The organism is Pontibacillus halophilus JSM 076056 = DSM 19796, assembly GCF_000425205.1.
Taxonomy (GTDB): domain Bacteria; phylum Bacillota; class Bacilli; order Bacillales; family BH030062; genus Pontibacillus_A; species Pontibacillus_A halophilus.
The window spans coordinates 88,329-112,826 of the sequence record NZ_KE384328.1; the positions used below are offsets into that span (position 1 = coordinate 88,329).

A 24,498-nucleotide genomic window follows, 5' to 3' on the forward strand; every position below is an offset into this window, starting at 1 on the left:
CATGCTTTCATTGCCTATCGGAATCTCTTTCACTCGTTTCATGATTATAGTCGTACTTATAGGTGCACAAGACGTGTTATCTCAATCGAAGCGAGGAGCGCTTGGTGCAATTCTTCCCTGTGGCCTCATCCTCTTCTTCCTTTACGCATGGTCTCATCATTTCTTTGGCCAAGGAAGCCTAGCTCTGAACAGTTTACTTTTCATTATGGGGGAAGTATTTCTAATTGGAATGTGGGTAAGAAGGAGAGAATAGGCGGATTTACTGGGCAACTTATGAGGAAATTATGGATTCGTTTGGTATCATAGGGGTTACCATATACAAAGGGGTGATCTCATGAAGAAGCAAACCATTCAAGATACACTGAAGCAGCACACCCCAACGATTATAGGCGATGATGCCCTTAGAACGTATTCATTGTTGCTCCCTTTAGTAGAAAGAGAGGATGGACTTCATCTGTTATTTGAAGTTCGCTCTTATCATATGCGAAGACAGCCAGGGGAAATTTGTTTCCCAGGAGGGAAGTACGACCCTGAAGACCAAGGTACGAAAGAAACTGCAATACGTGAAGCCGTAGAGGAACTAGGCATAAAGCCAGGTGACGTACGTGATGTCTACGAACTTGGATACATGGTGTCTCCGTTTGGGATGAAGGTTGAAGCGTATATTGGACTTCTTACGTGTGAAGAAGAAGAACTGCTTCCGAATCCGGATGAAGTTGCTGAAGTATTTACAGTCCCACTTGATTATTTTCTAGACAACAATCCTGTGAAACATTATGTAAATCTAGAAGTAACGCCGGAAGCTTCATTCCCTTTCCACCTGATTGAAAATGGGGATCAATATTCATGGCCAAGAAGGAAGTATCCAGAGTTTTTCTATGAATACGATGGAAGAGTAATCTGGGGGCTGACCGCTCGGGTGTTATATGACTTTATTCGAACGATTCGATGATGATAGAAAAAGGCAGCAACGCTTAGGTTGCTGCCTTTTTCTATGCATGTATTATGTGGGGATTTAACGTACGTAGTGTAACGCTTTCTCTGTATTAGCAAAGTGCACTTTAGCGAATTCTTCTAGTCCATCAGCACCGATTTGCTTAATTAAGGCGCCTGCAGTTTGGTCGACGCGACGAGAAGCGCCCTTTGGCAATTCGATGCCGGCTTTATCAGAGAGCTTGTTCATCTGCTTTACAAATGCTGAGCGAGCGATAATGGATGCGGCAGCAACTGCAATGGAATGAGACTCTGCTTTCATCATAAAGTAGACGTTATCTTGCAAGGTCTGGTTCTCACTATATAAGTGTCTTTTATAGATATTAGGTTCTGCGAATTGGTCAATCACAAACCCTTCCATCTTAATAGGTGCGATTTTTTCGCTTAGCTTGTTGATGGCTGCGTGATGGAGCATCGTCTTCATCTTTCCTTGTGTCCACCCTTTACGTTGTAGGCGATTGTACTTCTCGTTATGAAGGGTAATCAAAGAGTATGGAATCTCAAGCTCGACAAGGCGCTTTGCAATCTGCTGAATTTGTGGGTCTTTCAAGTCTTTCGAATCCCTTACGCCGGCTTTCTTTAAGGTTGAAATTTGTTCTTCGGTTACATAGACACTCGCTACTGTGATGGGACCGAAATAATCTCCTGTTCCAGCTTCGTCCGAGCCACCGTGAGAGGAGGTAAGAAGTGAAGCTTTAGGGTAGTAAGGAGAAGTTGTTTGTTGTGACGAAGACTTTTTCTTAGGCGAAGCGGAGTTCCCGTTCCATCGCGCCGCTTCAAAGTCGTGGTTCGGGCCTTGAAACATCACTTTGCCAGAGCGGTAGGCCGTAATTGAGCATCCATCTACTTTAGCTGAAAAAACTGCGCCTTGTGGCGTTTTCTGCTTCAGTGACCTTCCGTACGTTTCTTTCATTTGTTGAATGGTTCCTTGTGAACACGTGATAACCGTTTGTGACATCATAGCCCTCCTCTAAACAATACGAATAGTATACCATTGTTCGCCGTCGGACTGAATAAGGGAAAAGACGATTTAAGACGCTTTCTTTATTCAACTGCTTCGTGTTAATATTAACTTTAGGATTCTAATTGGATGAGGGGGCATCTATGTGTCGCAATCAAAGAAACGAACAACAGTTGATATACATAATCGATCTTATACAATTGTTGGGGAAGAAGCGCCCCATCATATCCGCATGGTTGCAAGTCTTGTTGACCAACAGATGCGTGATATCCATGCCAATAACCCCCAACTAGATACTGCGAAATTGGCCGTACTGACGGCTGTTAATGCGATGAATGATTACGTGAAATTAAAGGAAGAATATACGAATCTACTACAACAATTAGAAAAGGAAGAGGACAAAACAGAAAATGATTGATTTATTGTTGCTTCTCATTTTAGTACTTGGGGTTTTTACTGGTTTACGCAGGGGATTTGTGCTGCAACTCTTTCATATGACAGGGTTTATTGTAGCCTTTATCGTAGCGGCGCTTTATTATAGTGATCTATCTCCTAAACTGACGTTGTGGATTCCATATCCAGAGTTATCGGAGGACAGCTCATGGGCAATATTTCTAGACTCGTTGCCACTAGAGAATGCCTATTACAATGCTGTAGCGTTTGCGATTCTCTTCTTCGGAGTGAAGATTGTCATGCAAATTATTGCTTCCATGCTTGATTTTGTAGCTGACTTTCCGATTCTTCGTTCCATTAACGGGATATTGGGAGCTGTGCTCGGTTTTGTGGAGATTTACTTTATGTTGTTGATTATTCTTTACATAGGAGCGCTTCTTCCGCTCCCATTCGTACAGAACGCGATAGATCAGTCTGTCATTGCACAGACGATTGTAGAGCATACGCCTTATTTCTCACAGAAAATAAAGGAACTGTGGTTTGAGTACGTAGCGACGGCATTTACAGACTTCTCTTCGTGAGAAGTTTTTTCTTTATGGGTTACAATGAATAATAGAAACTAATTAAAGCGGGTGACGATGATGAAAGTAGATAAGAAACAACTCATTAAGAAGCTCGAACAAATAGGGGTTTATCTTGAACTAAAAGGTGAAAATCCTTTCAAAATATCCGCATACCGTAAGGCGGCACAAGCGCTTGAAAGCGACGATCGTTCGCTGTCTGAAATAGAAGACTTCACTGCGATGAATGGAATTGGGAAAGGGACGGCCACGGTTATTCAGGAGTTCATCGAGAAAGGAGAGTCGGACACGCTCAATCAGCTTGAAGAAGATGTTCCAGCTGGTCTAGTCCCTCTACTTCAACTCTCTGGACTTGGTGGTAAGAAATTAGCCAAGCTCTATCAAGAGCTTGGCGTCACAGACGCCGCTTCTCTAAAGACAGCTTTAGAAGAAGGCAAAGTGGAACAACTGAGCGGTTTCGGTAAGAAAAGTGCTGAGAAAATCTTGCAAGCTCTTGAGGATGCAGGCTCACGTCCTGAGCGCCTGCCAATCGCGGTTATGTTGCCGTTAGCTGAAAAGATTGAAGGGTATTTAGACACGGTGGACACAATCAAGCGTTATTCAAGGGCTGGTAGTCTAAGAAGAATGCAGGAAACCATTAAAGACCTTGATTTTATTATCTCTACGAAGAGCCCTGAAGAAGTTCGTGATGAATTACTCAAGATTGATAACATTAAAGAAACAGTAGCGAGTGGAGAAACCAAAGTTTCCGTGGTTCTAGCAGAAGGGTACGACATTGGCGTGGACTTTCGCCTTGTACAACCTCACGAATTTGCAACCACGCTTCATCACTTTACGGGCTCAAAGGATCACAATGTAGCCATGAGACAGTTGGCAAAGGCTCAAGGTGAGAAGATTAGTGAATATGGTGTTGAGGACGTTGAAACAGGAGAAATAAAAACGTTTGAAACAGAAGAAGCATTCTTTAACCATTTCGGCTTAAACTTTATTCCACCTGAGTTGAGAGAAGACGATGGAGAAGTCGAACAATTTAAAGATGAAGTCGCGACCTTGCTGCAACATCAAGACATTCGAGGGGACCTACACATGCACTCGACGTGGAGTGATGGAGCTCAATCCATTAAAGAAATGGCAGATCGTGCGCGAGAAATGGGCTATGAGTACATAGCCATTACGGATCACTCTAAGTATCTCAAGGTGGCGAACGGCTTAGATGAGGAGCGCCTTCGAAAGCAGCGAGAAGTTATAGATGAGTTGAATGAATCGTATGATGACTTCCATATATTCGCCGGCATTGAAATGGATATCCTGCCAGATGGTTCACTAGACTTCTCAGAAGAATTTCTCAAAGAAATGGACTTTGTCATAGCCTCTATTCATTCTAGCTTCAATCAAGACCGTGAAACGATTATGAAGCGCTTGAATACAGCGCTTGAGTCACCTCACGTTCATATGATTGCTCATCCGACCGGCCGATTAATTGGCAGACGGGAAGGCTACGATGTAGATGTTGAAGCGTTAATTGAGGGAGCAAAGCGGACAAATACCGTGCTTGAATTAAACGCCAATCCAAATCGCCTTGATCTAGCATGGAAATGGCTTTCACATGCTCAAGAACAAGGGGTGAAAGTGGCAATCAATACAGATGCCCATAGCTACAGCATGCTTGAACATATGAAAGTAGGCGTAGGAATTGGGCGTAAAGGATGGCTTCAGAAAGAGAACGTTCTGAACACCTGGACTAGAAAACAACTTGAAACCTTTTTAAATCAAAATCGTTAAACCATAAAAGGGGTAAATAGAATGAATCAGCGAATTTACCATGTACTTGAGTACGACAAAATAATTGAACAATTGAAGACGCATGCAGCCTCCTCATTAGGTAAGGAAGCCGTACAGCGTCTTCACCCCTCTACAGACGTAGAAGAAGTAAGAAGATGGCAAGAAGAGACAGAAGAAGCCGCGACGGTACTTCGTTTGAAAGGATATGCTCCACTTGGTGGGATTTTCGACATTAAACCTCAAGTAAAGCGTGCCACTATTGGAGGCGTATTAACGCCAGAAGAATGTCTAGACATCGCTTCAACGCTTTATGGCGGAAAGAATTTAAAAACGTTTATTGAAGAAATCGAAGACGCCTCGTTACCGATTCTGAATGAGATTGTGGAGCAAATTGTTCCACTTAGCGAATTAGAGCGTGCCATTCGAAATGCCATTGACGATTATGGAAAAGTCATGGACGGTGCATCGGACAAGCTGCGCACTCTTCGGTCTAGAATTCGTTCCTATGAGAGTCGAGTTCGTGACAAGTTAGAAGGTTACACCCGTTCTAACAGCAAAATGCTTTCTGATGCGATTGTAACGATTCGTAATGATCGTTATGTGCTACCTGTTAAGGCAGAGTATCGTGGCTCATTTGGTGGGATTGTGCACGACCAATCTTCTTCTGGTGCCACACTCTTCATTGAACCTCAGGCAGTCGTTGATTTGAACAATGAGTTGCAGGAAACACGTGTTCAAGAGGCAAATGAAGTAGAACGCATTCTTCGTGAACTGAGTGAGCGAATAGCAGAAGATGAGTCGTTCCTCTATATCAACGTTCAAGCTTTAGGACATCTTGATTTCCTATTTGCGAAAGCGCATTTGGGTCGCGTGATGAAGGCAGCGAAACCTACCATTAACGATGCGGGTATCATTAAGATGCGTGAAGCACGACACCCACTCATTTCGATGGATGAAGTCGTAGCGAATGATGTCTTCCTTGGTGAAGAGTATACATCCATCGTCATTACAGGACCGAACACAGGTGGTAAGACCGTTACACTTAAGATGGTAGGATTAAGCTCACTCATGGCGCAATCTGGCCTAAGAATTCCTGCTCAGGATGGGTGTGAGATGCCAGTATTTGAGAACGTATTCGCAGATATTGGAGACGAGCAATCCATTGAACAAAGCTTAAGTACGTTCTCCTCCCACATGACAAACATCGTAGAAATTCTTAAAGGTGTAAATGAGAAATCTCTCGTTCTATTTGATGAATTAGGAGCAGGTACGGACCCTCAAGAAGGCGCAGCGCTTGCAATGTCCATTCTTGATGAAGTAGTAAATCGTGGAGCCCGTGTCATTGCAACGACTCACTACCCTGAACTTAAGGCTTACAGCTACAACCGGGAGCGCGTCATTAATGCCTCTGTCGAATTCGATGTTCAAACACTACGACCAACCTACCGTTTGTTAATTGGAGTTCCTGGTCGCAGTAACGCATTTGAAATCTCAAGAAGACTTGGTCTAAATGAATCGATTATTGAAACGGCCAAAGGGCAAGTCGGTACGGACTCAGCTTCTGTCGAAACAATGATTGCTTCTCTTGAAGAATCAACACGTGGTGCGGAACGTGATTATGAAGAAGCAGAAGACCACCTTCAACAAGCTCAACAACTTCATGAGGAGCTTGAACAAAAGTGGGCGGACTTTGAAGCGAAGCGAGAAGAACTTTACCGAAAAGCAGAAGCGAAAGCACAAGATGCCATTGAGAAAGCAAGACAAGAGGCTGAAGACATTGTCAGTCAAATTCGTCAAATGAAATCTCAAGCAGAACTGAAAGAACACGAATGGATTGAAGCAAGAAAACAGCTTGATGAAGCTAAGCCTTCTCTTGCTCAGAAGCAATCATCGAAACCGAAAGCTAAAGCGAAACAAACACTCAATCTTCAGCCTGGAGACGAAGTGAAAGTGACAACATTGAACCAAAATGGTCATATTGTCGAAAAGGTTAGTGACAAGGAATGGCAAGTTCAACTGGGGATTATGAAAGTGAAAGTGAAAACGAAAGACTTGGAATTTGTTAAACGAGAAGAACCACTCAAAGAGAAACCGATGGCGACTGTGAAAGGGAAAGCTTACCACGTTAAACCAGAGATTGATCTTCGCGGGGAGCGGTTTGAAGAGGCCTTACATCAATTAGAGAAATACATTGATGAAGCCTTACTAGCCGGATACCCACAAGTAACCGTCATTCATGGGAAAGGAACCGGTGCCCTACGTAAAGGCGTTGAAGAACTGGCGAAGCGCCATCGTTCCATCGCATCTGCACGTTCTGGTGGGATGAACGAAGGCGGCGGAGGCGTAACCGTACTGGAACTACGCTAAGCTTATAGGGGGAATTAACTTGAACTTTTGGGAGAATGTTTATGTAGAAACAGCAGCTAGCTATAGTGTAGCTGTCTTATGCGCAATAGTTTTCCTAGCCATCTTTGAGCTCGTCACCTCCTATAACAACTGGGAGCAAATCAGGAAAGGCAACTTTTCTGTTGCGATGGCAACAGGGGGAAAGATTTTCGGGATATCGAACATTTTTCACTACTCTGTTCAACATAATGACTCCTTGCTACAAATGATGGCATGGGGGTCGTTTGGGTTCGTATTGCTCCTAATTGGGTATTTTATGTTTGAATTTTTGACTCCGAGTTTTCGGATTGACAAAGAAATTGAAGAGGACAACCGAGCTGTTGGGTTTATAGCGATGGTTATCTCCGTAGGACTTTCATTTGTCATTGGAGCGAACATACTGTAAAGAGGGCGAGGAGAACGGAGTGGAGACATTAGCTAAAGTGCTCGGAGTTTTATCGGGAGTCTTTATCTTAATAGGAGTTCTTTACTTATTGTTTTGGGTATAGAGAGGAAGGCCTTACATGTAGTGTGTAGGGCCTTTTTCTATATGCAAATATGCAGGTGAGAGAGTCATTTGAATAAATAATAATTCAAAATTTTCTTATAACTATGTATAATAAGAGTAGGTCAAACGAACAGAAGGGGGTAAGGAAATGGAAGAAGTTATAGCAGACCGACCATGGCTCCGTCACTACCCTAGTGAAATTGGGACTGAACTTGACTATAGAAAAGTCCCTCTCCATGCTATCTTGGAAGAAAGTGCATCTCTATACGGTAAAAAGAAAGCGCTTCACTTTATGGGGAAAGAGCTTTCGTATGAAGAAGTGTACCAACAGGCGAAGGAAGTGGCGAGTTATTTGCAATGGCTCGGATTAGAGAAAGGTGACCGGGTATCCATCATGTTGCCGAACTGCCCGCAGGCTGTTATCGGATACTACGCTGTATTAATGGCAGGTGGTGTTGTCGTTCAAACGAACCCACTTTATATGGAACGGGAATTAGAGTACCAAATGAAAGACTCAGGGGCGAAGATGATTATCTGCCTAGATGTACTCTATCCAAAGGTCACAAGCGTCAAAGCTGAAACAGATCTTGAGCATGTCATTGTGACAGGCATTAAGGATTACTTGCCGTTTCCGAAGAACGTCGTCTATCCGTATATCCAGCGAAAGCAATATGGAATTGTCGTAGAGCCAGAGCATGGTGGGGATACACACAGGTGGACTGAGCTAAGGAAAGAGAGTACGGGGTTGATTGAAGAGATTGAGGTTGATCCTGTTAACGATGTCGCGCTGCTTCAATATACGGGTGGTACGACTGGTTTCCCGAAAGGAGTTATGCTGAGTCATTATAATTTAATTGCAAATACGCAAATGTGTCAGGCTTGGCTATACCGTGCGAAGCCAGGCGATGAGACGATTATGGCACTTCTCCCGTTCTTTCATGTGTATGGCATGACAGCAGTGATGAACGTTTCCATCATGTTCGGATTTAAGATGATTCTTGTGCCGAAATTCGAAGCAGGTGATGTGTTAAAGCTCATTGATAAGCAAAAGCCGACGCTGTTCCCTGGTGCTCCAACCATTTATATTGCATTATTAAATCACCCTAAACTAACTAACTATGATGTTTCATCCATTGAAGCGTGTATAAGTGGCTCGGCACCTCTGCCAGTCGAAGTCCAAGAGGAATTCGAGCGGGTAACCGGAGGGAAGCTCGTTGAAGGGTATGGGTTAACAGAATCGTCTCCAGTTACACACTCTAACTTTGTGTGGGAGAATCGCATAAGCGGTAGCATAGGAGTACCATGGCCAGACACCGATTCGCGTATTGTTCAACCAGATAGTATTGAACCGATGCCGATTGGAGAAATAGGTGAAATTGCTGTTCGTGGTCCACAAGTCATGAAGGGGTATTGGAACAAACCAGAGGAAACGGCCGCAGTACTGAAGGATGGCTGGTTGTTGACTGGTGATTTAGGCTATATGAACGAAGAGGGTTACTTCTTCGTCGTTGATCGAAAGAAGGATATGATTATTGCGGGTGGCTATAATATCTATCCTCGTGAAGTAGAAGAAGTCTTATACGAACATGACGGCATCCAAGAGGCTGTTGTGGCAGGCGTTCCAGACCCATATAGAGGAGAAACAGTCAAAGCTTATATTGTGTTGAAAGAAGGATACCAATTAAATGAAGAGACGCTAGATGCGTACTGTAGAGAGAATATGGCAAAGTATAAAGTCCCAAGAATCTATGAATTTAGAGATGAACTACCTAAGACTGCGGTAGGGAAAATTCTTAGAAGATCACTTGTCGAAGAAGAGAGAAAGAAACTGGAATCTACTGAGCGCAATGCCTGAGCCTCGAGCTCTTTTTTCTTTTGATTAAAGGAGGGGGATTTTAGTTGACAGCTTTTTCATGGAACAGTAAAATAAAAGTGAATGATGATTCATTCAGTATTTTTGCTTTAGTTAGGAGATCACCATGAAAAAAAATCGACCAAAATACAAACAAATAATTGATGCAGCTGTCGAAGTCATTGCTGAAAATGGGTACCATGCGTCCCAAGTCTCTAAGATTGCGAAGAAGGCAGGAGTAGCGGACGGGACAATCTATCTTTATTTCAAGAATAAAGAGGATATTCTCGTATCCTTGTTTCAGGAAAAGATGGGACAATTCGTAGAAACGATTGAACAAGAAATCGAGACACACTCGAACGCCAGTGACATGCTCCTGACTTTAATTCAAGTGCACTACCATCAACTCGCAAAGGACCATCAGCTCGCTGTTGTCACTCAACTCGAGTTACGACAGTCTAACAAAGAGCTTCGCTTAAAAATTAACGATGTGTTAAAAGGGTATTTGATGGTGATTGACAAGATTGTTGAGAAGGGCATGAACGATGGTAGCTTTAACGAGCATATGGATCGCCGTCTAGTACGTCAAATGGTCTTCGGAACATTAGACGAAACCGTTACAAACTGGGTCATGAATGATCAGAAATATAGTTTGGAAGAACAGGCTACAGCGGTACATGGGCTTATTACACAAGGGTTAACGAAATAAGAAAGAAGAGTACAAGGAGGCTGATTGAATGAACCTACTATCTGTAGAAATGAAAGATCAACTTGCAGTGATTACCATTCAAAGTCCTCCTGCCAACGCTCTCTCTAGTGCGCTATTGATGGATCTATCACAAGCGTTAGATACCATTGAACAAGAAGCGAACACCAAGGCCATTATCATCAAAGGGGAAGGGAAGTTTTTCTCGGCAGGGGCAGATATTAAGGAATTTACATCCTACCAATCTGGTAGTGAACATAGCAATATGGCACCGAATGGTCAAGCGTTATTTGATCGAATTGAGACGTTCCAAATCCCAATCATTGCGGCCATTCATGGTGCTGCCTTAGGTGGCGGCCTTGAGCTTGCCATGTCGTGCCACATGAGAATTGTGGCAGAAGACGCGCAGCTCGGATTGCCAGAATTAACACTAGGCATTATACCAGGGTTTGGTGGGACGCAGCGACTTCCTCGACATGTAGGCGCTGCCAAGGCGTACGAAATGATTCTGACGGCTGAACCGATTACAGGTGCGGAGGCTGCTTCATTAGGGCTTGCAAACCGAGCGGTCCCTCAGGAGGAGTTAGAAGCATCTGCGTTACAACTAGCTTCTAAGATTACCGCCAAGAGCGCTCCGTCCATACATTCTGTGATGAAGGTCGTTCCATACACCTTCACTTCACAATTTGGGACTGGAATTGAGCAGGAAGCTGTTGAATTTGGCAAAGTATTTGGGACAGAAGATGCCAAAGAAGGCGTTCAAGCTTTTATCGAGAAACGGAAACCAAATTTCAAAGATCGTTAAGGGGGCCTATTCATGAACATTTATGTATTGCTGAAAAGAACGTTCGATACGGAAGAGAAGATTACAATTGGGAATGGTCGAATTGAGGATGATAGTGCAGAATTCATTATTAATCCTTATGACGAGTACGCGGTTGAGGAAGCCATTCAACTTCGCGATGAGCACGGTGGTGAAGTAACGGTTGTGACGATTGGTGAAGAAGATGCGGAGAAACAATTGCGGACAGCATTGGCAATGGGAGCAGATAAAGCGGTTCTAATTAACACAGAGGATGACTTAGAAGAAGGCGACCAATTCTCAACTGTTAAGATATTGGAAGCATTCTTTGAAGATAAGGAAGCAGACATTATCCTTGCAGGGAACGTAGCAATCGATGAAGCAAGCGGCCAAGTGGGACCACGCTTAGCTGAACGATTGAATATTCCTTATGTGACGACCATTACAAGCATTACGGTTGAAAATGAAACCGTTAACATTGAGCGAGACGTGGAAGGAGACGTAGAGAAAGTACAAACGTCACTCCCATTACTTGTTACGTGTCAGCAAGGTCTTAACGAACCTCGTTACCCATCACTTCCTGGAATCATGAAAGCAAAGAAAAAACCGCTTGAAGAACTTGAGTTGGATGATTTAGACCTTGATGAAGACGACGTAGAAGCGAAAACAAAAACGATTGAAATCTTCCTTCCTCCTGAGAAAGAAGCAGGTAAGGTGCTCGAGGGTGATATCGACCAACAAGTGAAAGAACTAGTTTCTTTGTTAAGAACTGAAGCGAAGGTGCTGTAGGAACAAGCGATTTAATAATGGAAAGGGGTATGGACATGGGGAAAAAGGTATTGGTTATTGGGGAACAACGTGAAGGTACACTAAGGAACGTTACATTTGAGGCCATTGCAGCTGCGAAAACAATTAGTGGAGACGGAGAAGTAGTTGGGGTGTTGTGTGGATCTGAAGACTTATCTTCACTCGGGCAAGAAATGGTTGCTTATGGTGCCGATCGGGTTATTACCGTTTCTAACGAAGCGTTAAAGCAATATACGTCTGAAGGATTTGGGCAAGCTATTATGGCTGTCATCCAAGACGAGAACCCTGAAGGTATTCTTATGGGGCATACAGCAATTGGGAAAGATTTAACACCGAAGCTTGCAAGTAAACTTGAAACAGGTCTTATCTCTGATGCTACCGTTGTTGAAGAGACGGGCGGGAACTTTGTATTCACGCGACCTATTTATTCAGGGAAGGCCTTTGAGAAGAAGATTATTACAGACGGAGTCATCTTTGCTACGATTCGTCCTAATAACATTCCAGCGCTCGACAAGGATGAAAGTCGTACTGGAGAAGTAACCGCTAAAGATGTAGATGTGAAAGACATTCGTACAATTATACAAGACGTCATTCGTAAGACGTCAGAAGGGGTTGACCTGTCTGAAGCTAAGATTATTGTGGCAGGCGGCCGTGGGGTGAAGAGCTCAGAAGGATTTGAGCCTTTAGAAGAGCTCGCCAATGTATTAGGCGGTGCTGTTGGTGCATCTCGTGGGGCTTGTGATGCAGGCTACTGCGATTATTCGTTGCAAATCGGTCAAACAGGTAAAGTGGTCACACCAGACCTTTATATCGCAGTCGGAATCTCCGGGGCGATTCAACACTTAGCTGGAATGTCAAACTCCAAAGTCATCGTAGCGATCAATAAAGACCCAGAGGCCAACATTTTCAATGTGGCGGACTACGGTATTGTAGGGGATTTATTTGATGTCGTACCGAAATTAATTGAAGAAATGAAACAAATCGGCGTTAACGCATAGACTAAGAGTAACCACATAACGAAGTGTTGTAACAAACAAAAAATTTGTTGCAGCACTTTCGTTCGTTTATAATCAAAATGTGGCATGACAACGAATGAGATTGGGAATAGTATGGTAAACAAAATATTAGCCCTCACGTCATGTCTAGTGATATACTTGGAAAAGAATTGATTGGATTGTATTTAAGGAGGAATTAACATATGGCAATTACACACGCAACTGACCAAAACTTCGCTACTGAAACAGGCGAAGGTCTAGTACTAGCAGACTTCTGGGCGCCTTGGTGCGGACCTTGTAAAATGATCGCTCCAGTTCTAGAAGAAATGGATTCTGAAATGAGCGACCAAGTGAAAATCGTAAAACTTGACGTTGACGAAAACCAAGAAACAGCTGGTAAATTCGGAGTTATGAGTATCCCAACTCTACTTCTTTTCAAAGACGGTCAAGTGGTTGACCAAGTCATTGGTTTCCAACCTAAAGAAGCACTAGTTGAACTAGTAAACAAACACTCATAAGTTACGAGGAAAACAGCCCATCGAGGCTGTTTTTCTTTAGTTATAGCCGTCATCAGGGAGAGTGATGTGACTGTGCGAGAGAACATTAGAGAGAAATTAGCGGTCTTGCCGAATCAACCCGGTTGTTATCTTCATAAAGATAAGAACGGTACGGTCATATACGTCGGCAAATCGAAAGTACTGAAGAACCGAGTTCGCTCTTATTTCACTGGAGCAAACGATGCCAAGACACAGAGACTCGTTCAGGAGATTGTTGATTTTGAGTATATTGTAACCTCATCAGAGCTTGAGGCCCTTATACTTGAAATGAACTTAATCAAGAAATACGACCCTAAATATAACGTGCTTCTAAAGGATGATAAAACATATCCTTATATTAAGATTACAGCAGAGAAGCATCCACGTCTGATTGTAACGAGGAATATAAAGAAGGATAAAGGAAAGTACTTTGGTCCATACCCAAACGTTATAGCAGCAAGAGAAACGAAACGACTATTAGATCGCCTTTATCCCCTTCGAAAGTGTAATACGATGCCAGACCGTGTCTGCTTGTACTATCACATGCATCAGTGCTTAGGACCTTGTCAGTTTAAAGTCACTCAAGAACAGAATCAGGATATCGTTCAAGACATAACGAAGTTTCTGAGTGGTGGACATCAAGAGATTAAGAAAGACTTGCAACAGAAAATGGAGCGGGCTGCTGAGAGTTTGGAGTTTGAACGTGCGAAAGAATATCGTGACCAAATTCAGCATATTGAATCGGTGATGGAACAGCAAAAAATGCAAATCAATGACGGAGTAGACCGAGACATCTTCGGTTATTCGTACGATAAAGGGTGGATGTGCGTTCAAGTCTTCTTTATCCGCCAAGGTAAATTAATCGAACGTGACGTTTCTATTTTTCCTTTCTTTGATGATGCAGAAGATGCTTTCCTAAGCTTTATCGGTCGTTTCTATCTGCATAAGAACCATCCGAAACCAAAACAAGTCCTTGTACCAGTTGGGGCCAATGTGGATACGTTGAAGCAACTTCTAGAGTTGGACGTTCATATTCCTCTCCGTGGTCGTAAGAAGGATACTGTGGATTTAGCGATGAAGAACGCTGAAATTGCTTTGCAGGAGAAATTCTCTCTCATTGAACAGAATGAGGAGCGAACCATTAAGGCTGTAGAACAATTAGGTCAGAATCTTCATATTGAAACGCCACATCGGATTGAAGCATTTGATAACTCCAACATCCAAGGAGCTGACCCAGTTTCCGCTATGGTCGTATTTACTGACGGTAAGCCAGACAAGAAAGAATATCGAAAGTATAAAATTCGTGATGTCAAAGGCCCCGATGATTATGAAACCATGAGGGAAGTCATACGCCGTCGATACAAGCGAGTCGTAAGAGACCAATTGCCTCTCCCAGATTTAATCATTGTGGATGGTGGGAAAGGACAGATGAGTGCAGCTCAAGATGTATTGGAGAATGAGCTTGGCCTTGATATTCCACTTGGCGGATTGGCGAAAGACGAAAAACACCGCACAAGTGAATTGCTGTATGGAGACCCGCCCGCACCTGTTGAAATGGACAGGCAATCACAAGAGTTTTATTTGGTTCAGCGCATCCAAGATGAGGTGCACCGTTTCGCTATTTCTTTCCATAGACAGCTACGTGGTAAGGGAGCCATACAATCTGAATTAGACAAAATCCCTGGAGTCGGAGAGAAACGACGCCGTTTATTGTTGCGCCATTTTAAATCCGTTACTCAAATTAAAGAAGCAAGCGTAGAAGATATTCAGAAGCTTGGAATCCCGTCACCGGTGGCACAAACGATTTTAAATCACTTGAATGCACCAGCAGAAGAGGAAGCTGAAGAAGTTGAGGAATAAACTGTATGAAACATTCAGTTTATTCCTTTTTTTTATTTGACAATGAGAATCGTTATCGATATACTTGTGAACAGCAAATGAAAGCGATTATCAATTGGGGGGTACATAGAATGAAAACAAAAAAATATGCACTTTATGCAGGACTATCTTTATCTTTACTTCTAACGGCTTGTGCAAGCGGAGAAGAGTCCAATGAAGACTCATCTTCTGAGAACCAAACGGAAGAAACGAAACAAGAAGAAAGTAAAGATGAGAAGCAATCGTTTGATGTAGCTCAATCTACAGTAGGAAAGCAAGTTGCTGCCTACCAAGAATTAATGGATGAATTGGGCAAGATGAAAGAAGATCAGGAAGTAGATTGGGAGCTTGTATCCACTACATATAAAGATGACATGCAATCTTCTGTAACTGAAGTAAATGGTGATTTCGACCAAGCCATTTCTAGTGCCATTACAGCTGCGCAAAATGATGAGCTCGAACAAAATGCTGCTCGTCAAATCATAGATAAAGGTCTTCAATCCTATTTCTACCAGAAGCAAAAAGGGATTCATGGAGACATCGTAACTGCTCTTGAAGATGAAAATACAACAGAAGCAGATGAGCAATTCCAACAACTGAATTATTTGGCTGAAGAAGTCTTCATTCCAACTGCTGAAAAACGCGATAGCTATTATGAACTAAGCGGAGATTCAAGCATTGTTCAGAACATCAATGCAGGTTTATCAGCTCAGGAAGAGGCTCTGAACAATGGAAACGCAGATGACTTTGCTGTATATAAGCAAGTGACAGACAAATCCATCTACCGCAGTTATTACCTAGCTGCTCAGTCCTATGCTGAGAAAATTGAGCAAGCAGCATCTGAAAATGCTGAAGAAGCTGAGTTACAGGCTGAGCAAGCCGAAGCTTGGGGATTCTTACAAGCGATTCAAGGTTCTCTATCTGGCGGAGATGAAGAAGCTGCAACTAAATTAAACACGCTCTTTACTTTAAATGAAACAGATCCAGCAACGATTCAATCAGATGAAGTGAAAGATTTATTTGTACAAGCTTTCGTAGGCAAGATCAAGAGTTACCATGAGAAAGCGCCAAAATCGGTTGAAGAAGGAAATCTTACGGATGCCCGTGGAGCAGCTCTAGAAGCAAACGTATTTATGAAGGCAATCGAAATGGCAATGCAGGAACGTCTAGGTGAAGAAGAGTCATCTAATCTTCTTGATAAAGCAGAAACATGGTACGAAGCTATTGAGAACGAAAACCTTGAAGAAGCGAATGCACTAAGTGAGGAAATTGTTTCTTCTCTAGATCAATTAGTGAAATAAGTGCTAAAGAGCTGCATGTAGTCATGCAGCTCTTTTTTGTACAAATGTAGGCAATGGCATATGTTAAAATGAGTAAATGTGTAGATTGAACAGCTTAGAGGTGAATTTGATGAAGGTAGTAGTTACAGGTGGGGCCGGGTTTATCGGAGGTCACCTTTGTGAATATTTGGCGAAACAAGGACATGAGGTCGTTGTAATCGACAATAGATATCCTTATTACGACAATGGGCGTAAAGAGAGAAGGTTGGATAATCTTTCTCGCTATGCAAATGTTCAACTAAATAAGGTGGATTTGTTAGACCGAGAAGGGATAAAGACAATCTTTCAAGATGGTCCTTACGATGCGCTTGTTCATTTAGCCGCTGTACCCGGAGTTCCCTATTCTTTTGAGCAGCCTGAAGAATATATCAAGAATAATATAACCGGTACTTTACATGTGTTGGAACTTGCTGGTGAAGCGCAAATACCTCACGTAATTTTTGGTTCTTCCTCGTCCGTATATGGAGACCAAGAAGGTCCATTGAAAGAAATAGACGCAGTAGGACAGGTAGTTTCTCCCTATGCTGCTTCGAAAGTAAGTGGAGAGGCATATGCACACATGTACCAACACAGGTATGGTTTCCAATTATCCATATTAAGATTTTTCACAGTGTATGGGCCAGAAGGACGTCCAGATATGGCCATTCAAAAGTTTATAGAGCGCGCTCAAGCAGGATTGCCAATAGATGTTTACGGAAAAGGAACTTCCCGTGATTACACGTATATTGACGATATCATCATGGGAATCTATCAAACCCTCCTCTATGCGAAGGGGAATGAAGTGTATAACTTGGGTTCGAATTCGCCCGTTACGCTTGAGGAACTCATAAACGAACTGAAATTGCATTACCCAGCTATTGAAATCAATGAAAAGCCCTATCGGATGGGCGATGTGAAACACACATGGGCGGATATCGACAAAGCTCGAGAGCAACTTGGCTTTACGCCGGCTTACTCATTCCGTGAAGGCCTAAAGCGTACGATAGATTGGCTGAATAGAACAAGATGAGTGTCGTTAAAAGAGGAGTTGGATTTCTTCTATTCCTTTGTTTTATATGGTTAACGCTTCAATTCGTGGATAAAGCGACATTTGGACAAGTATGGGGAGAAATCATATCTTCTCCCAGCATGCTGGCAATTATAACGGTCACATACACGGGTGCATTTATATCTAGAGGCATTGCTTGGCGCTTTTACTCTGGTGTTGAAGGAAGATGGGCTTCTTACTTAGTGCCGTTATATTACTCCTTGTTCTTCAATCACCTCCTTCCTTTTAAGGCGGGGGATTTAATCCGAATTGGAGTTTATCAACAGTTCACCAAAACGACGTGGAAATCAGCTGCTTCCGATGTGATTGTGATGAGAAGTCTAGACCTATTCTGTCTTGCTGTATTGGCGATTATTGGTACTGGGGTTTACATCTCTCCTTCATATTGGTGGGTGTTAATCGGTATAGCAAGTGGAGGCTTACTCTTTGTAATCCTTTTGAGATGGAAGGGAGTGCCTAGTTGGTTGAACACTCCAATCCGGCTTATTGCGACAAGAAAGGGAGTTCTCATAGTAGGTCTTGTTGCAATAAGTTGGATTCTAGAAGGTTATGTTTTGTATGGCTTTCTTTCCATGCTTGATTGGAAGGGAACGGTATTTGAGAGCTTGTGGGCAACTTCTGTAGCCGTGGCAAGTGGAGTATTTCAAATTACACCGGGGAATTTAGCAGCTTATGAAAGTGTCATGACCGGTGCCCTAGTAGCAGTGGGACTCCCCGTTACGTCCGCCTACTTGATTGCGTTAACCACACACATTTACAAATTCATCTATTCCTTCGCTTTTGGGATACTCGTTATCATCCTATTTCCTATTTCCTTTAGTGGAGTTAAAGAATGGTTAAAAGAAAGAGTGAATTAATTTGAGAGAAGCATCAGCATTTGAAAAAGTAGCAGCAAGGTGTTGGAACCTTCTTAATGAAGGAAAGCCGTTTACCCCCATATTTGTAATGGGGACAATGGTGCTATTCCAACTTTTCTTTGGGGTCTCCTCATGGCAGGCACTTTCCATTGGAGTAGTATACGTACTGCCTCTAATCCTTCTATTTATTAAATATGATTTCCCTTTACTATTAAGGAACTATCTGTGGATTCCATTGGTAGCCTTTTTAATGATTTGGCAAGTAAATTATTTGTCGTTATGGTTGTTCGCACTCGGGTTGTATTTCTTCTTTACGGTGTTTTTCTGGGGGACGATATACTACCACTTACGAATTGGAACAACGCTTTGGAATTTCACCCGATTCTGGAAGCTTGTACTTAAGAACAGTGATTCTACAAGCGGGAATGCTCAAGAGCAAATTCCTAAGTTTCTCCTAATCCTAGGGGTATGGCAGTTGGCAGTGGACTCAATCGAACTAAACGGTTGGCTTATCCCTTCTTTAGAAGAGTTAGGTTGGTTCTACTTAGGGATTATTCTATTTACTTGGATTCTTCATCATGCTCTATTTGATTGGAAGCCAAAGCCATATGATACGTATACGAAAGACCATTATCCACAACCGTTAGATTCCGTCAGTGATCGAGTTATTGTCATTGTAATAGATGGAATGCGTAAAGATCGTTATGAAGCTGCCCACACACCGTTTCTCGATTCGTTAAAGAAGAATGGGACAGAGTACACGCTCATGGAAACGGTCTATCCAGCACGTACGGTCGTCTGTTTCACATCTATGTTTACTGGAACGTATCCGATGGAGCATGGAATTAAGTCTAATATGGTATGGAATTCTGGTTCACAATCAGAGAGTATATTCGATTCACTACGTAAAGTGAACAAACATGGACGATTACTTGGAATTGCTCACCTTGTCGATACATTAGGAGACGATGTAGATACGGTGACTGCTGTTATGAATAACGATGTAGCAGACCGTCACATTGTGGAGAAAGGTAAACGTCTAATGAAGGAAGAGAACCCTGACCTCTTTGTTATGCAATTAATTAGTACGGACCAAACGGGACATAGTCGCGGGGTACTTTATGATGACTACATCGAGAAGATAGAAGAAACAGATGCGCTTGTTAAGGAGTATGTGGATTGGCTTCAGCAGGAGGGATACATGGACAATACCACAGTAATGGTCTGTGCCGATCACGGGCAAGCAGATGGAATTGGTGGTCATGGTCATTTGGACGAAGGAGAGCGTTTTGTGCCTTTCTTTATGTACGGACCCTCTATAAACCAAGGGAAGCGTGTGGAGGAGAAACATAGCCTAGTATCTATGGCCCCGACTATCGCTCACTTATTGGGAACACCATTTCCGGAACAGTCAAGAGGACGTATCTTAACTGAAGCGATTCGGAGTTCAAAGGAGTCTAATTCATGAAACATGTCGTTGTATTCGTACCAGCCTATAACGAAGAAGAAAATATTGTAGAAATGATGCAATCTATCCCAAAGCAAATCCCTGGAGTGCGAGTGACGGTAATTGTCATTGATGATGGTTCATCTGACCGAACGGTTGAGTTAGCCCGCGAAGCAGGAGCAGACCATACGTATTCACTGGGGGAGAATAGAGGATTAGGGGCTGCCGTAAGAGAAGGGTTACGCCGTTCTTGTGAACTTTCTTGCGATGTGTCCGTCATGATTGACGCAGACTTAGAGTATCCTGCTCGTCAAATACCAGAGCTGATTGAACCCATCTTAAACGATGAAGTGGATTATGTAATGGGATCAAGGTTCTTAGGGACAATTACAGGCATGAAACTTCACAGACGGCTTGGAAACTATTTGTTCACATTCATTCAATCTTTGCTACTGAAACGATGGATCTATGATGGGCAATCAGGAATGAGGGCTTTCTCAAGAGAGGCCGCTGAAAAAGCGACAATCATTCATGACTATAATTATGCGCAAGTCCTTACCTTAAATCTAATCCGAAAGAACTTTCGCATGAAAGAGATTCCAATACAATATAAAGTGCGAGAGAAAGGACAATCGTTCATTAAATTTAAAGCCTACCTATCGTCTGTCATCCCTGCGATAGTTAGGGAAATGAGATCAAATCCTTCCCCTAAAAGAGGGGAAGCGGTTGAGTCTAGAAGAACGTCCTAAAAAATTGAAAACGTTCTCTATCTTGTCTTGACTCTAACATTGATAATGATTATCATTAGGTTAGGAGGTCTCAAATGAAAAACATTATCATTCCTGTCATAATAGCAACTTTTATACTTACATTAAGTTTACCTAGTAAAGGATCAGCATACTCTTACGGGGACCCCGGGGAAGAAAAGATTGCTGAAGCTTATAAGGAACTTGAACAATATGTTAAGAACGATGAATGGTCTAAAGCCGAACAATTGATGGAAAGCAATCGGGAAGATTTTGAGCTTTACTTTACGCAAACCCTTCCTCTAGTAGATGAAGGGCTGGAAGAACGAGACGAAGAGAAATTGTTAGGAGCTTATCGAACGGCTCTTCGATTGAATATTGACCGCCGACTTCACTTTGCTAAAGATAATTTCGACGATTATTCCCAAGCGAAATTATTACTCGCTAAAGCAAGAGGAACTTTCAATGTGTTAGAGCCTTATGTCCTTGAACAGTCCGATCAACAGACGGTTGACCAAGTGTACACGGACTTTGATGAAGCGTTAGCTTCGCTTGGGAACCCTGGTTTGTTTGGAGTTGGGAACGAAGAAAGCGACCAAGATACGTTTAATGAGAAAGTTACATCAATCAACGATACATTAAGTAACTATTTCACGTTGCCAGAAGGTTCATCGAATGATGGTGAACTAACAGAAGAAAACTTAAACCTTGAAGAAGCAAATGAAGGTAACAGTGCAATCTGGAAGTGGATAGCCATTGGATTAGGAGTCATCATGGCTGTTTTAATTGCTTTCAATCAAGTTCGGAAACGGAAGAAAGACTGATGTAAAGGGGGAGTATCCATGGATTTTCAAGCCTTTCTAATCACACTTCGGGAAGCGTTAGAAGCCATCTTAATTGTTGGGTTGATTCTAAGCTATCTAACCCGCTTAAATGCTAAGAAATATCATCCGTGGGTTTTTGCTGGGGTTGGATTAGCTTTAGTAAGCAGTTATGTTGTAGCTTTACTGTTCCAAGTTGTATTTACTGGCTTTGCAAGCTTTGGCTCAGAGACATACTTGAAAATAGGGATTATGTTTGCTTCGGTGTTCCTACTGTCACATATGGTGATGTGGATGACCAAAGAATCTAAAAATGTGAATGGGGACATGCAGAAGAAAATTAATGCGGCTGTAACGGCAGGGAGTGTCACAGCGCTTGTTGTACATACGTATTTGATTGTTCTTCGTGAAGGTGTTGAAACTGTCTTTTTCTTCGCTGCGATTAGCGGTGGAGATATCGAGTCCGTGTTTACAAGTTACGGAGCGCTCAGTGGTCTCATGCTTGCATTAATCCTTGGATATTTGTTCTTTACCGGTACAATGAAATTCTCTTTAAAGACATTCTTTAGAGTGACAGGAATTATGATTATGTTTATTGCTGCAGGGTTGCTCGTACAAGGAGTTGGGATGCTTCAAGACCTTGGTAAGCTTGGGTCAGTGTACGAGACTGTGCAGGGAGAGCCTAAGTCGGTTTATAATATTGTTGGATTTATGCCTGAACACTATCAAGACGAGGTGCACTATGTCCGCGATACTGGAGAAGATGTTGTAATTAGTGGTCAAATCGGACTTTTCTTGGCAGCCATGTTTGGTTACAGTCACAATCCGACAGTTGAACAAATTGCTGCTTATTGGCTATATTTTGCTTTCATTATTGTCGCAAATCTTGTGGCAAGCAAAGGGTGGCTTCAGAGAAAGAAGAAAGAAACCGAACCAGAAGTTCAAGCACAACAGGCAATGCCGCGTGAACATGTGAATTAAGATTTAATGAACCCGTCTTGGTTAAGGCGGGTTTTTTATGGAGATATAGGAGCAGTTTAAAATGGGGGATAGATTTGTCTGGTAGTAAAAAAGTATTGATTGTTGGATTTTGTTTATATGTAATTATTGGCATCATCAGATTCTTAAACGTGAGTGCCTTTGCAAGTAGCTGGGATATTGTAGATTTCGCTCTTGGGATTGAACGCTTTGATATGTTGGATATGCAACCTCATTTCCCGGGCTATCCTTTCTTTATTTTAGGTGGCATGCTCGTTCATTTATTTATTAAGGATTTAACACTTTCCTTATCCGTTTGGAATACAATTGTCTCCTTGAGTACGATCTTTCCGTTATGGTGGATGGTAAGAAAGAGAGCCTCTGTCCTCTATAGTACGCTCGCCGTACTTGTTGTACATACAATTCCATTTGTCCAACTAGCCTTTGTCGCCCCCATGTCAGAGGGGATGGCACTTTCAGTCGTGATCTGGTTAATTTGGTCAATTGACCGTCTACAGGCAGGAAAACATGTGGCACATGCATTTCTCCCAGCGATTTTCTTTGCCTTATTAATGGGTGTAAGGGTCTCATATCTCCCTTTAGGGATTGGCTTGTTGTGGGTATGGAAGTGGGTATATAAGAATGTCGGAGCTACGATGCTGTTCATACATATTGGGGTTTCTGTAAGTCTGCAGTTCATATGGGTGGGAGGATTAATTCAATCTCTCGGTGGTTTGAGTAGCTTTTGGTTTGTGGCTTCTCAATTTGTTGAAGGGCACTTTACAGAATGGGGCGGTTCCGTCGTAACTCACAGTCTTACCTGGTGGGAAAGAGGATACACGTTTTTGTGGAATAATGTAGCGTGGATAGGCTTTGGTGTTACGAACTCACTTTTACTTGTTCTTTGGGTATTCGTCATTGTAGTTGCTCTTACGAAGGCCATTCAACTAAGAACAATGAATTGGATGCTAGTCTTTATGGGGGGAGGTTATCTACTATGGGCATTCTTCGCTCAGAATATTGATAAAGCTAGACACATACTTCCTCTTGTCTTGATTTTAGCGTTAGGGGCCCTATTGGTCTTAGCTACTCAGCCAAGACGCATGACGGCCTTCTTGCTTACCGCTGTACTATTCATTCAGCTTCCTCTGTCGACCATACACATGTACAATCAATCTCATCAGATCCCTGCAACCTATCAACTTGCCTCTTATGTTGAACAATTACCTAATGCGAGTATGGTATATACGTGGGAAGAAGAACGAACGTTTGATTACTTGGAGATTAAGACACCTTACAAAAAGATTAAGACATACCCTCTCTTCTTAGAGGATATGTCAATAGAATCTCATCAACATGTGTATGTAACAGATGCGGTCTTAAACGGTTTTAGACAACAGGGGTATGACGTAGAAGAGCATGTTCGCTACGTTGAAACGTTTACTTCCAAAGCCCTTTATCATCCTGTTTATCACGAAATCACCTTGTATAAGTGGATTACAAGACCACATGCAGAATAACTTTTGATTTTTTCTTTTCCGTTTCAAAGATACATTCCGCTTCTTGCCCCATGATCAATTCAATCTGCTGAGCAAGAAATCCTGCTTCCATCCGGAACGAGTATGGACTTTTGTAGGACAGGCGCTTTTCGATGAATTCGCCAGTTAACTCAAAGTAATACTCGTTCTTCTTTTCTTTCAACAACTGCAAGTTTCCCCAAGCCATTGCCGCAAAGAAAGTTCCAATTTCATCTATGGATTCACACGGGTACATCCGTGATAAATTTCTCCCTATGTAGTATAAGACGGTGTCGCTCTCTTTCCCGAGTAAATCGGGAAGAACTTTTGTCCGAAGCACTTCATGTCCCATTTGAGTGGAAGGGATATCTTTAAATTCATCAAAAAGGTTAGCAATCTGTTCATTCATCGTTTGTCTCATCCTCTCTCCCTCTATTATTACAGTGAAGTGATTTAAACTTCAATAATGAAAAAATCACTTTTTTCAATGATTTGTAGTTTCTTCTTTCAATTCTTTATGGTGATTCCAAATGTTGTGCAAGATTACATGCTGTTCTTGTTAAAC

The 24,498-nt window shown here is 42.4% G+C and carries 24 protein-coding genes; 22 read left to right on the forward strand and 2 right to left on the reverse strand.

The window, feature by feature from the left end; genetic code table 11:
• The first annotated feature begins 1 nt into the window (after nt 1).
• Both H513_RS0118085 and H513_RS0118090 read left to right on the forward strand, forming a co-directional pair.
• Nucleotides 2–253, forward strand: a complete 252-nt coding sequence (locus tag H513_RS0118085; RefSeq protein WP_026801983.1) for a hypothetical protein — start codon at nt 2–4, stop codon at nt 251–253.
• Between the two features lie 81 nt (nt 254–334).
• Nucleotides 335–952, forward strand: a complete 618-nt coding sequence (locus H513_RS0118090; protein ID WP_026801984.1) for an NUDIX hydrolase — start codon at nt 335–337, stop codon at nt 950–952.
• Between the two features lie 63 nt (nt 953–1,015).
• Here the strand turns inward: H513_RS0118090 and rnhC are convergent, their stop codons facing one another.
• Nucleotides 1,016–1,951 (reverse strand): ribonuclease HIII, encoded by a 936-nt coding sequence (rnhC, locus tag H513_RS0118095; protein WP_026801985.1) that lies wholly within the window; start codon nt 1,949–1,951, stop codon nt 1,016–1,018.
• 148 nt (nt 1,952–2,099) lie between these two features.
• Between rnhC and zapA the strand changes: the two genes are divergently transcribed.
• The 20 genes from zapA to H513_RS0118195 all read left to right on the forward strand — a co-directional run bounded on the left by zapA (nt 2,100) and on the right by H513_RS0118195 (nt 23,936).
• Entirely contained in the window at nt 2,100–2,372 is a 273-nt protein-coding gene (zapA, locus tag H513_RS0118100) for a cell division protein ZapA (RefSeq protein WP_026801986.1), read from the forward strand.
• The gene (locus H513_RS0118105) at nt 2,365–2,928 is read left to right on the forward strand and encodes a CvpA family protein (protein ID WP_026801987.1); all 564 of its coding nucleotides are present in this window, start codon (nt 2,365–2,367) and stop codon (nt 2,926–2,928) included. Before zapA ends, H513_RS0118105 begins: the two co-directional genes overlap by 8 nt.
• 57 nt (nt 2,929–2,985) lie before the next feature.
• Nucleotides 2,986–4,710 (forward strand): DNA polymerase/3'-5' exonuclease PolX, encoded by a 1,725-nt coding sequence (gene polX / locus H513_RS0118110; RefSeq protein WP_026801988.1) that lies wholly within the window; start codon nt 2,986–2,988, stop codon nt 4,708–4,710.
• 21 nt (nt 4,711–4,731) lie between these two features.
• Nucleotides 4,732–7,077, forward strand: coding sequence for an endonuclease MutS2 (locus H513_RS0118115; RefSeq protein ID WP_026801989.1), 2,346 nt, complete (start codon nt 4,732–4,734; stop codon nt 7,075–7,077).
• A gap of 19 nt (nt 7,078–7,096) precedes the next feature.
• On the forward strand, nt 7,097–7,501 hold the full coding sequence (locus tag H513_RS0118120; protein ID WP_407946591.1) for a DUF350 domain-containing protein: 405 nt from the start codon (nt 7,097–7,099) through the stop codon (nt 7,499–7,501).
• A 250-nt stretch (nt 7,502–7,751) separates the two neighbouring features.
• Nucleotides 7,752–9,458, forward strand: coding sequence for a long-chain-fatty-acid--CoA ligase (locus tag H513_RS0118125; protein WP_026801991.1), 1,707 nt, complete (start codon nt 7,752–7,754; stop codon nt 9,456–9,458).
• Between the two features lie 124 nt (nt 9,459–9,582).
• Complete coding sequence (locus H513_RS0118130; protein WP_026801992.1) at nt 9,583–10,164, forward strand: TetR/AcrR family transcriptional regulator; 582 nt, start codon at nt 9,583–9,585, stop codon at nt 10,162–10,164.
• 28 nt (nt 10,165–10,192) lie between these two features.
• On the forward strand, nt 10,193–10,966 hold the full coding sequence (locus H513_RS0118135; RefSeq protein ID WP_026801993.1) for an enoyl-CoA hydratase: 774 nt from the start codon (nt 10,193–10,195) through the stop codon (nt 10,964–10,966).
• Between the two features lie 12 nt (nt 10,967–10,978).
• Nucleotides 10,979–11,752, forward strand: a complete 774-nt coding sequence (locus H513_RS0118140) for an electron transfer flavoprotein subunit beta/FixA family protein (RefSeq protein WP_026801994.1) — start codon at nt 10,979–10,981, stop codon at nt 11,750–11,752.
• Nucleotides 11,753–11,787: 35 nt separating this feature from the next.
• Complete coding sequence (locus H513_RS0118145) at nt 11,788–12,768, forward strand: electron transfer flavoprotein subunit alpha/FixB family protein (RefSeq protein ID WP_026801995.1); 981 nt, start codon at nt 11,788–11,790, stop codon at nt 12,766–12,768.
• Nucleotides 12,769–12,968: 200 nt separating this feature from the next.
• Complete coding sequence (gene trxA / locus H513_RS0118150; RefSeq protein ID WP_026801996.1) at nt 12,969–13,283, forward strand: thioredoxin; 315 nt, start codon at nt 12,969–12,971, stop codon at nt 13,281–13,283.
• 72 nt (nt 13,284–13,355) lie between these two features.
• Nucleotides 13,356–15,161 (forward strand): excinuclease ABC subunit UvrC, encoded by a 1,806-nt coding sequence (uvrC, locus tag H513_RS0118155; RefSeq protein ID WP_026801997.1) that lies wholly within the window; start codon nt 13,356–13,358, stop codon nt 15,159–15,161.
• Nucleotides 15,162–15,271: 110 nt separating this feature from the next.
• Nucleotides 15,272–16,480: a hypothetical protein gene (locus tag H513_RS0118160; RefSeq protein ID WP_026801998.1), complete on the forward strand. Its 1,209-nt coding sequence runs from the start codon at nt 15,272–15,274 to the stop codon at nt 16,478–16,480.
• Between the two features lie 109 nt (nt 16,481–16,589).
• The gene (locus H513_RS0118165; RefSeq protein WP_026801999.1) at nt 16,590–17,528 is read left to right on the forward strand and encodes an NAD-dependent epimerase/dehydratase family protein; all 939 of its coding nucleotides are present in this window, start codon (nt 16,590–16,592) and stop codon (nt 17,526–17,528) included.
• Nucleotides 17,525–18,424 carry a lysylphosphatidylglycerol synthase transmembrane domain-containing protein gene (locus H513_RS0118170; protein WP_026802000.1) on the forward strand — a complete coding sequence of 300 codons (900 nt, stop codon included), beginning with the start codon at nt 17,525–17,527 and terminating at the stop codon, nt 18,422–18,424. The genes H513_RS0118165 and H513_RS0118170 overlap by 4 nt, the downstream gene beginning before the upstream one ends.
• A gap of 1 nt (nt 18,425) precedes the next feature.
• A complete protein-coding gene (locus H513_RS0118175) occupies nt 18,426–19,892 on the forward strand; it encodes an alkaline phosphatase family protein (protein WP_026802001.1) in 1,467 nt (488 codons plus the stop codon).
• Nucleotides 19,889–20,620: a glycosyltransferase family 2 protein gene (locus tag H513_RS20680; RefSeq protein ID WP_036769121.1), complete on the forward strand. Its 732-nt coding sequence runs from the start codon at nt 19,889–19,891 to the stop codon at nt 20,618–20,620. The genes H513_RS0118175 and H513_RS20680 overlap by 4 nt, the downstream gene beginning before the upstream one ends.
• A gap of 74 nt (nt 20,621–20,694) precedes the next feature.
• Nucleotides 20,695–21,441, forward strand: coding sequence for a hypothetical protein (locus H513_RS0118185; RefSeq protein ID WP_026802002.1), 747 nt, complete (start codon nt 20,695–20,697; stop codon nt 21,439–21,441).
• Between the two features lie 18 nt (nt 21,442–21,459).
• Entirely contained in the window at nt 21,460–22,419 is a 960-nt protein-coding gene (locus H513_RS0118190; protein ID WP_026802003.1) for an FTR1 family iron permease, read from the forward strand.
• Nucleotides 22,420–22,493: 74 nt separating this feature from the next.
• On the forward strand, nt 22,494–23,936 hold the full coding sequence (locus H513_RS0118195) for a hypothetical protein (protein WP_051240145.1): 1,443 nt from the start codon (nt 22,494–22,496) through the stop codon (nt 23,934–23,936).
• Here the strand turns inward: H513_RS0118195 and H513_RS0118200 are convergent.
• Nucleotides 23,914–24,354, reverse strand: coding sequence for a YslB family protein (locus tag H513_RS0118200; RefSeq protein WP_051240147.1), 441 nt, complete (start codon nt 24,352–24,354; stop codon nt 23,914–23,916). The two genes, H513_RS0118195 and H513_RS0118200, sit on opposite strands and share 23 nt — an antisense overlap.
• Nucleotides 24,355–24,498: the final 144 nt, after the last annotated feature.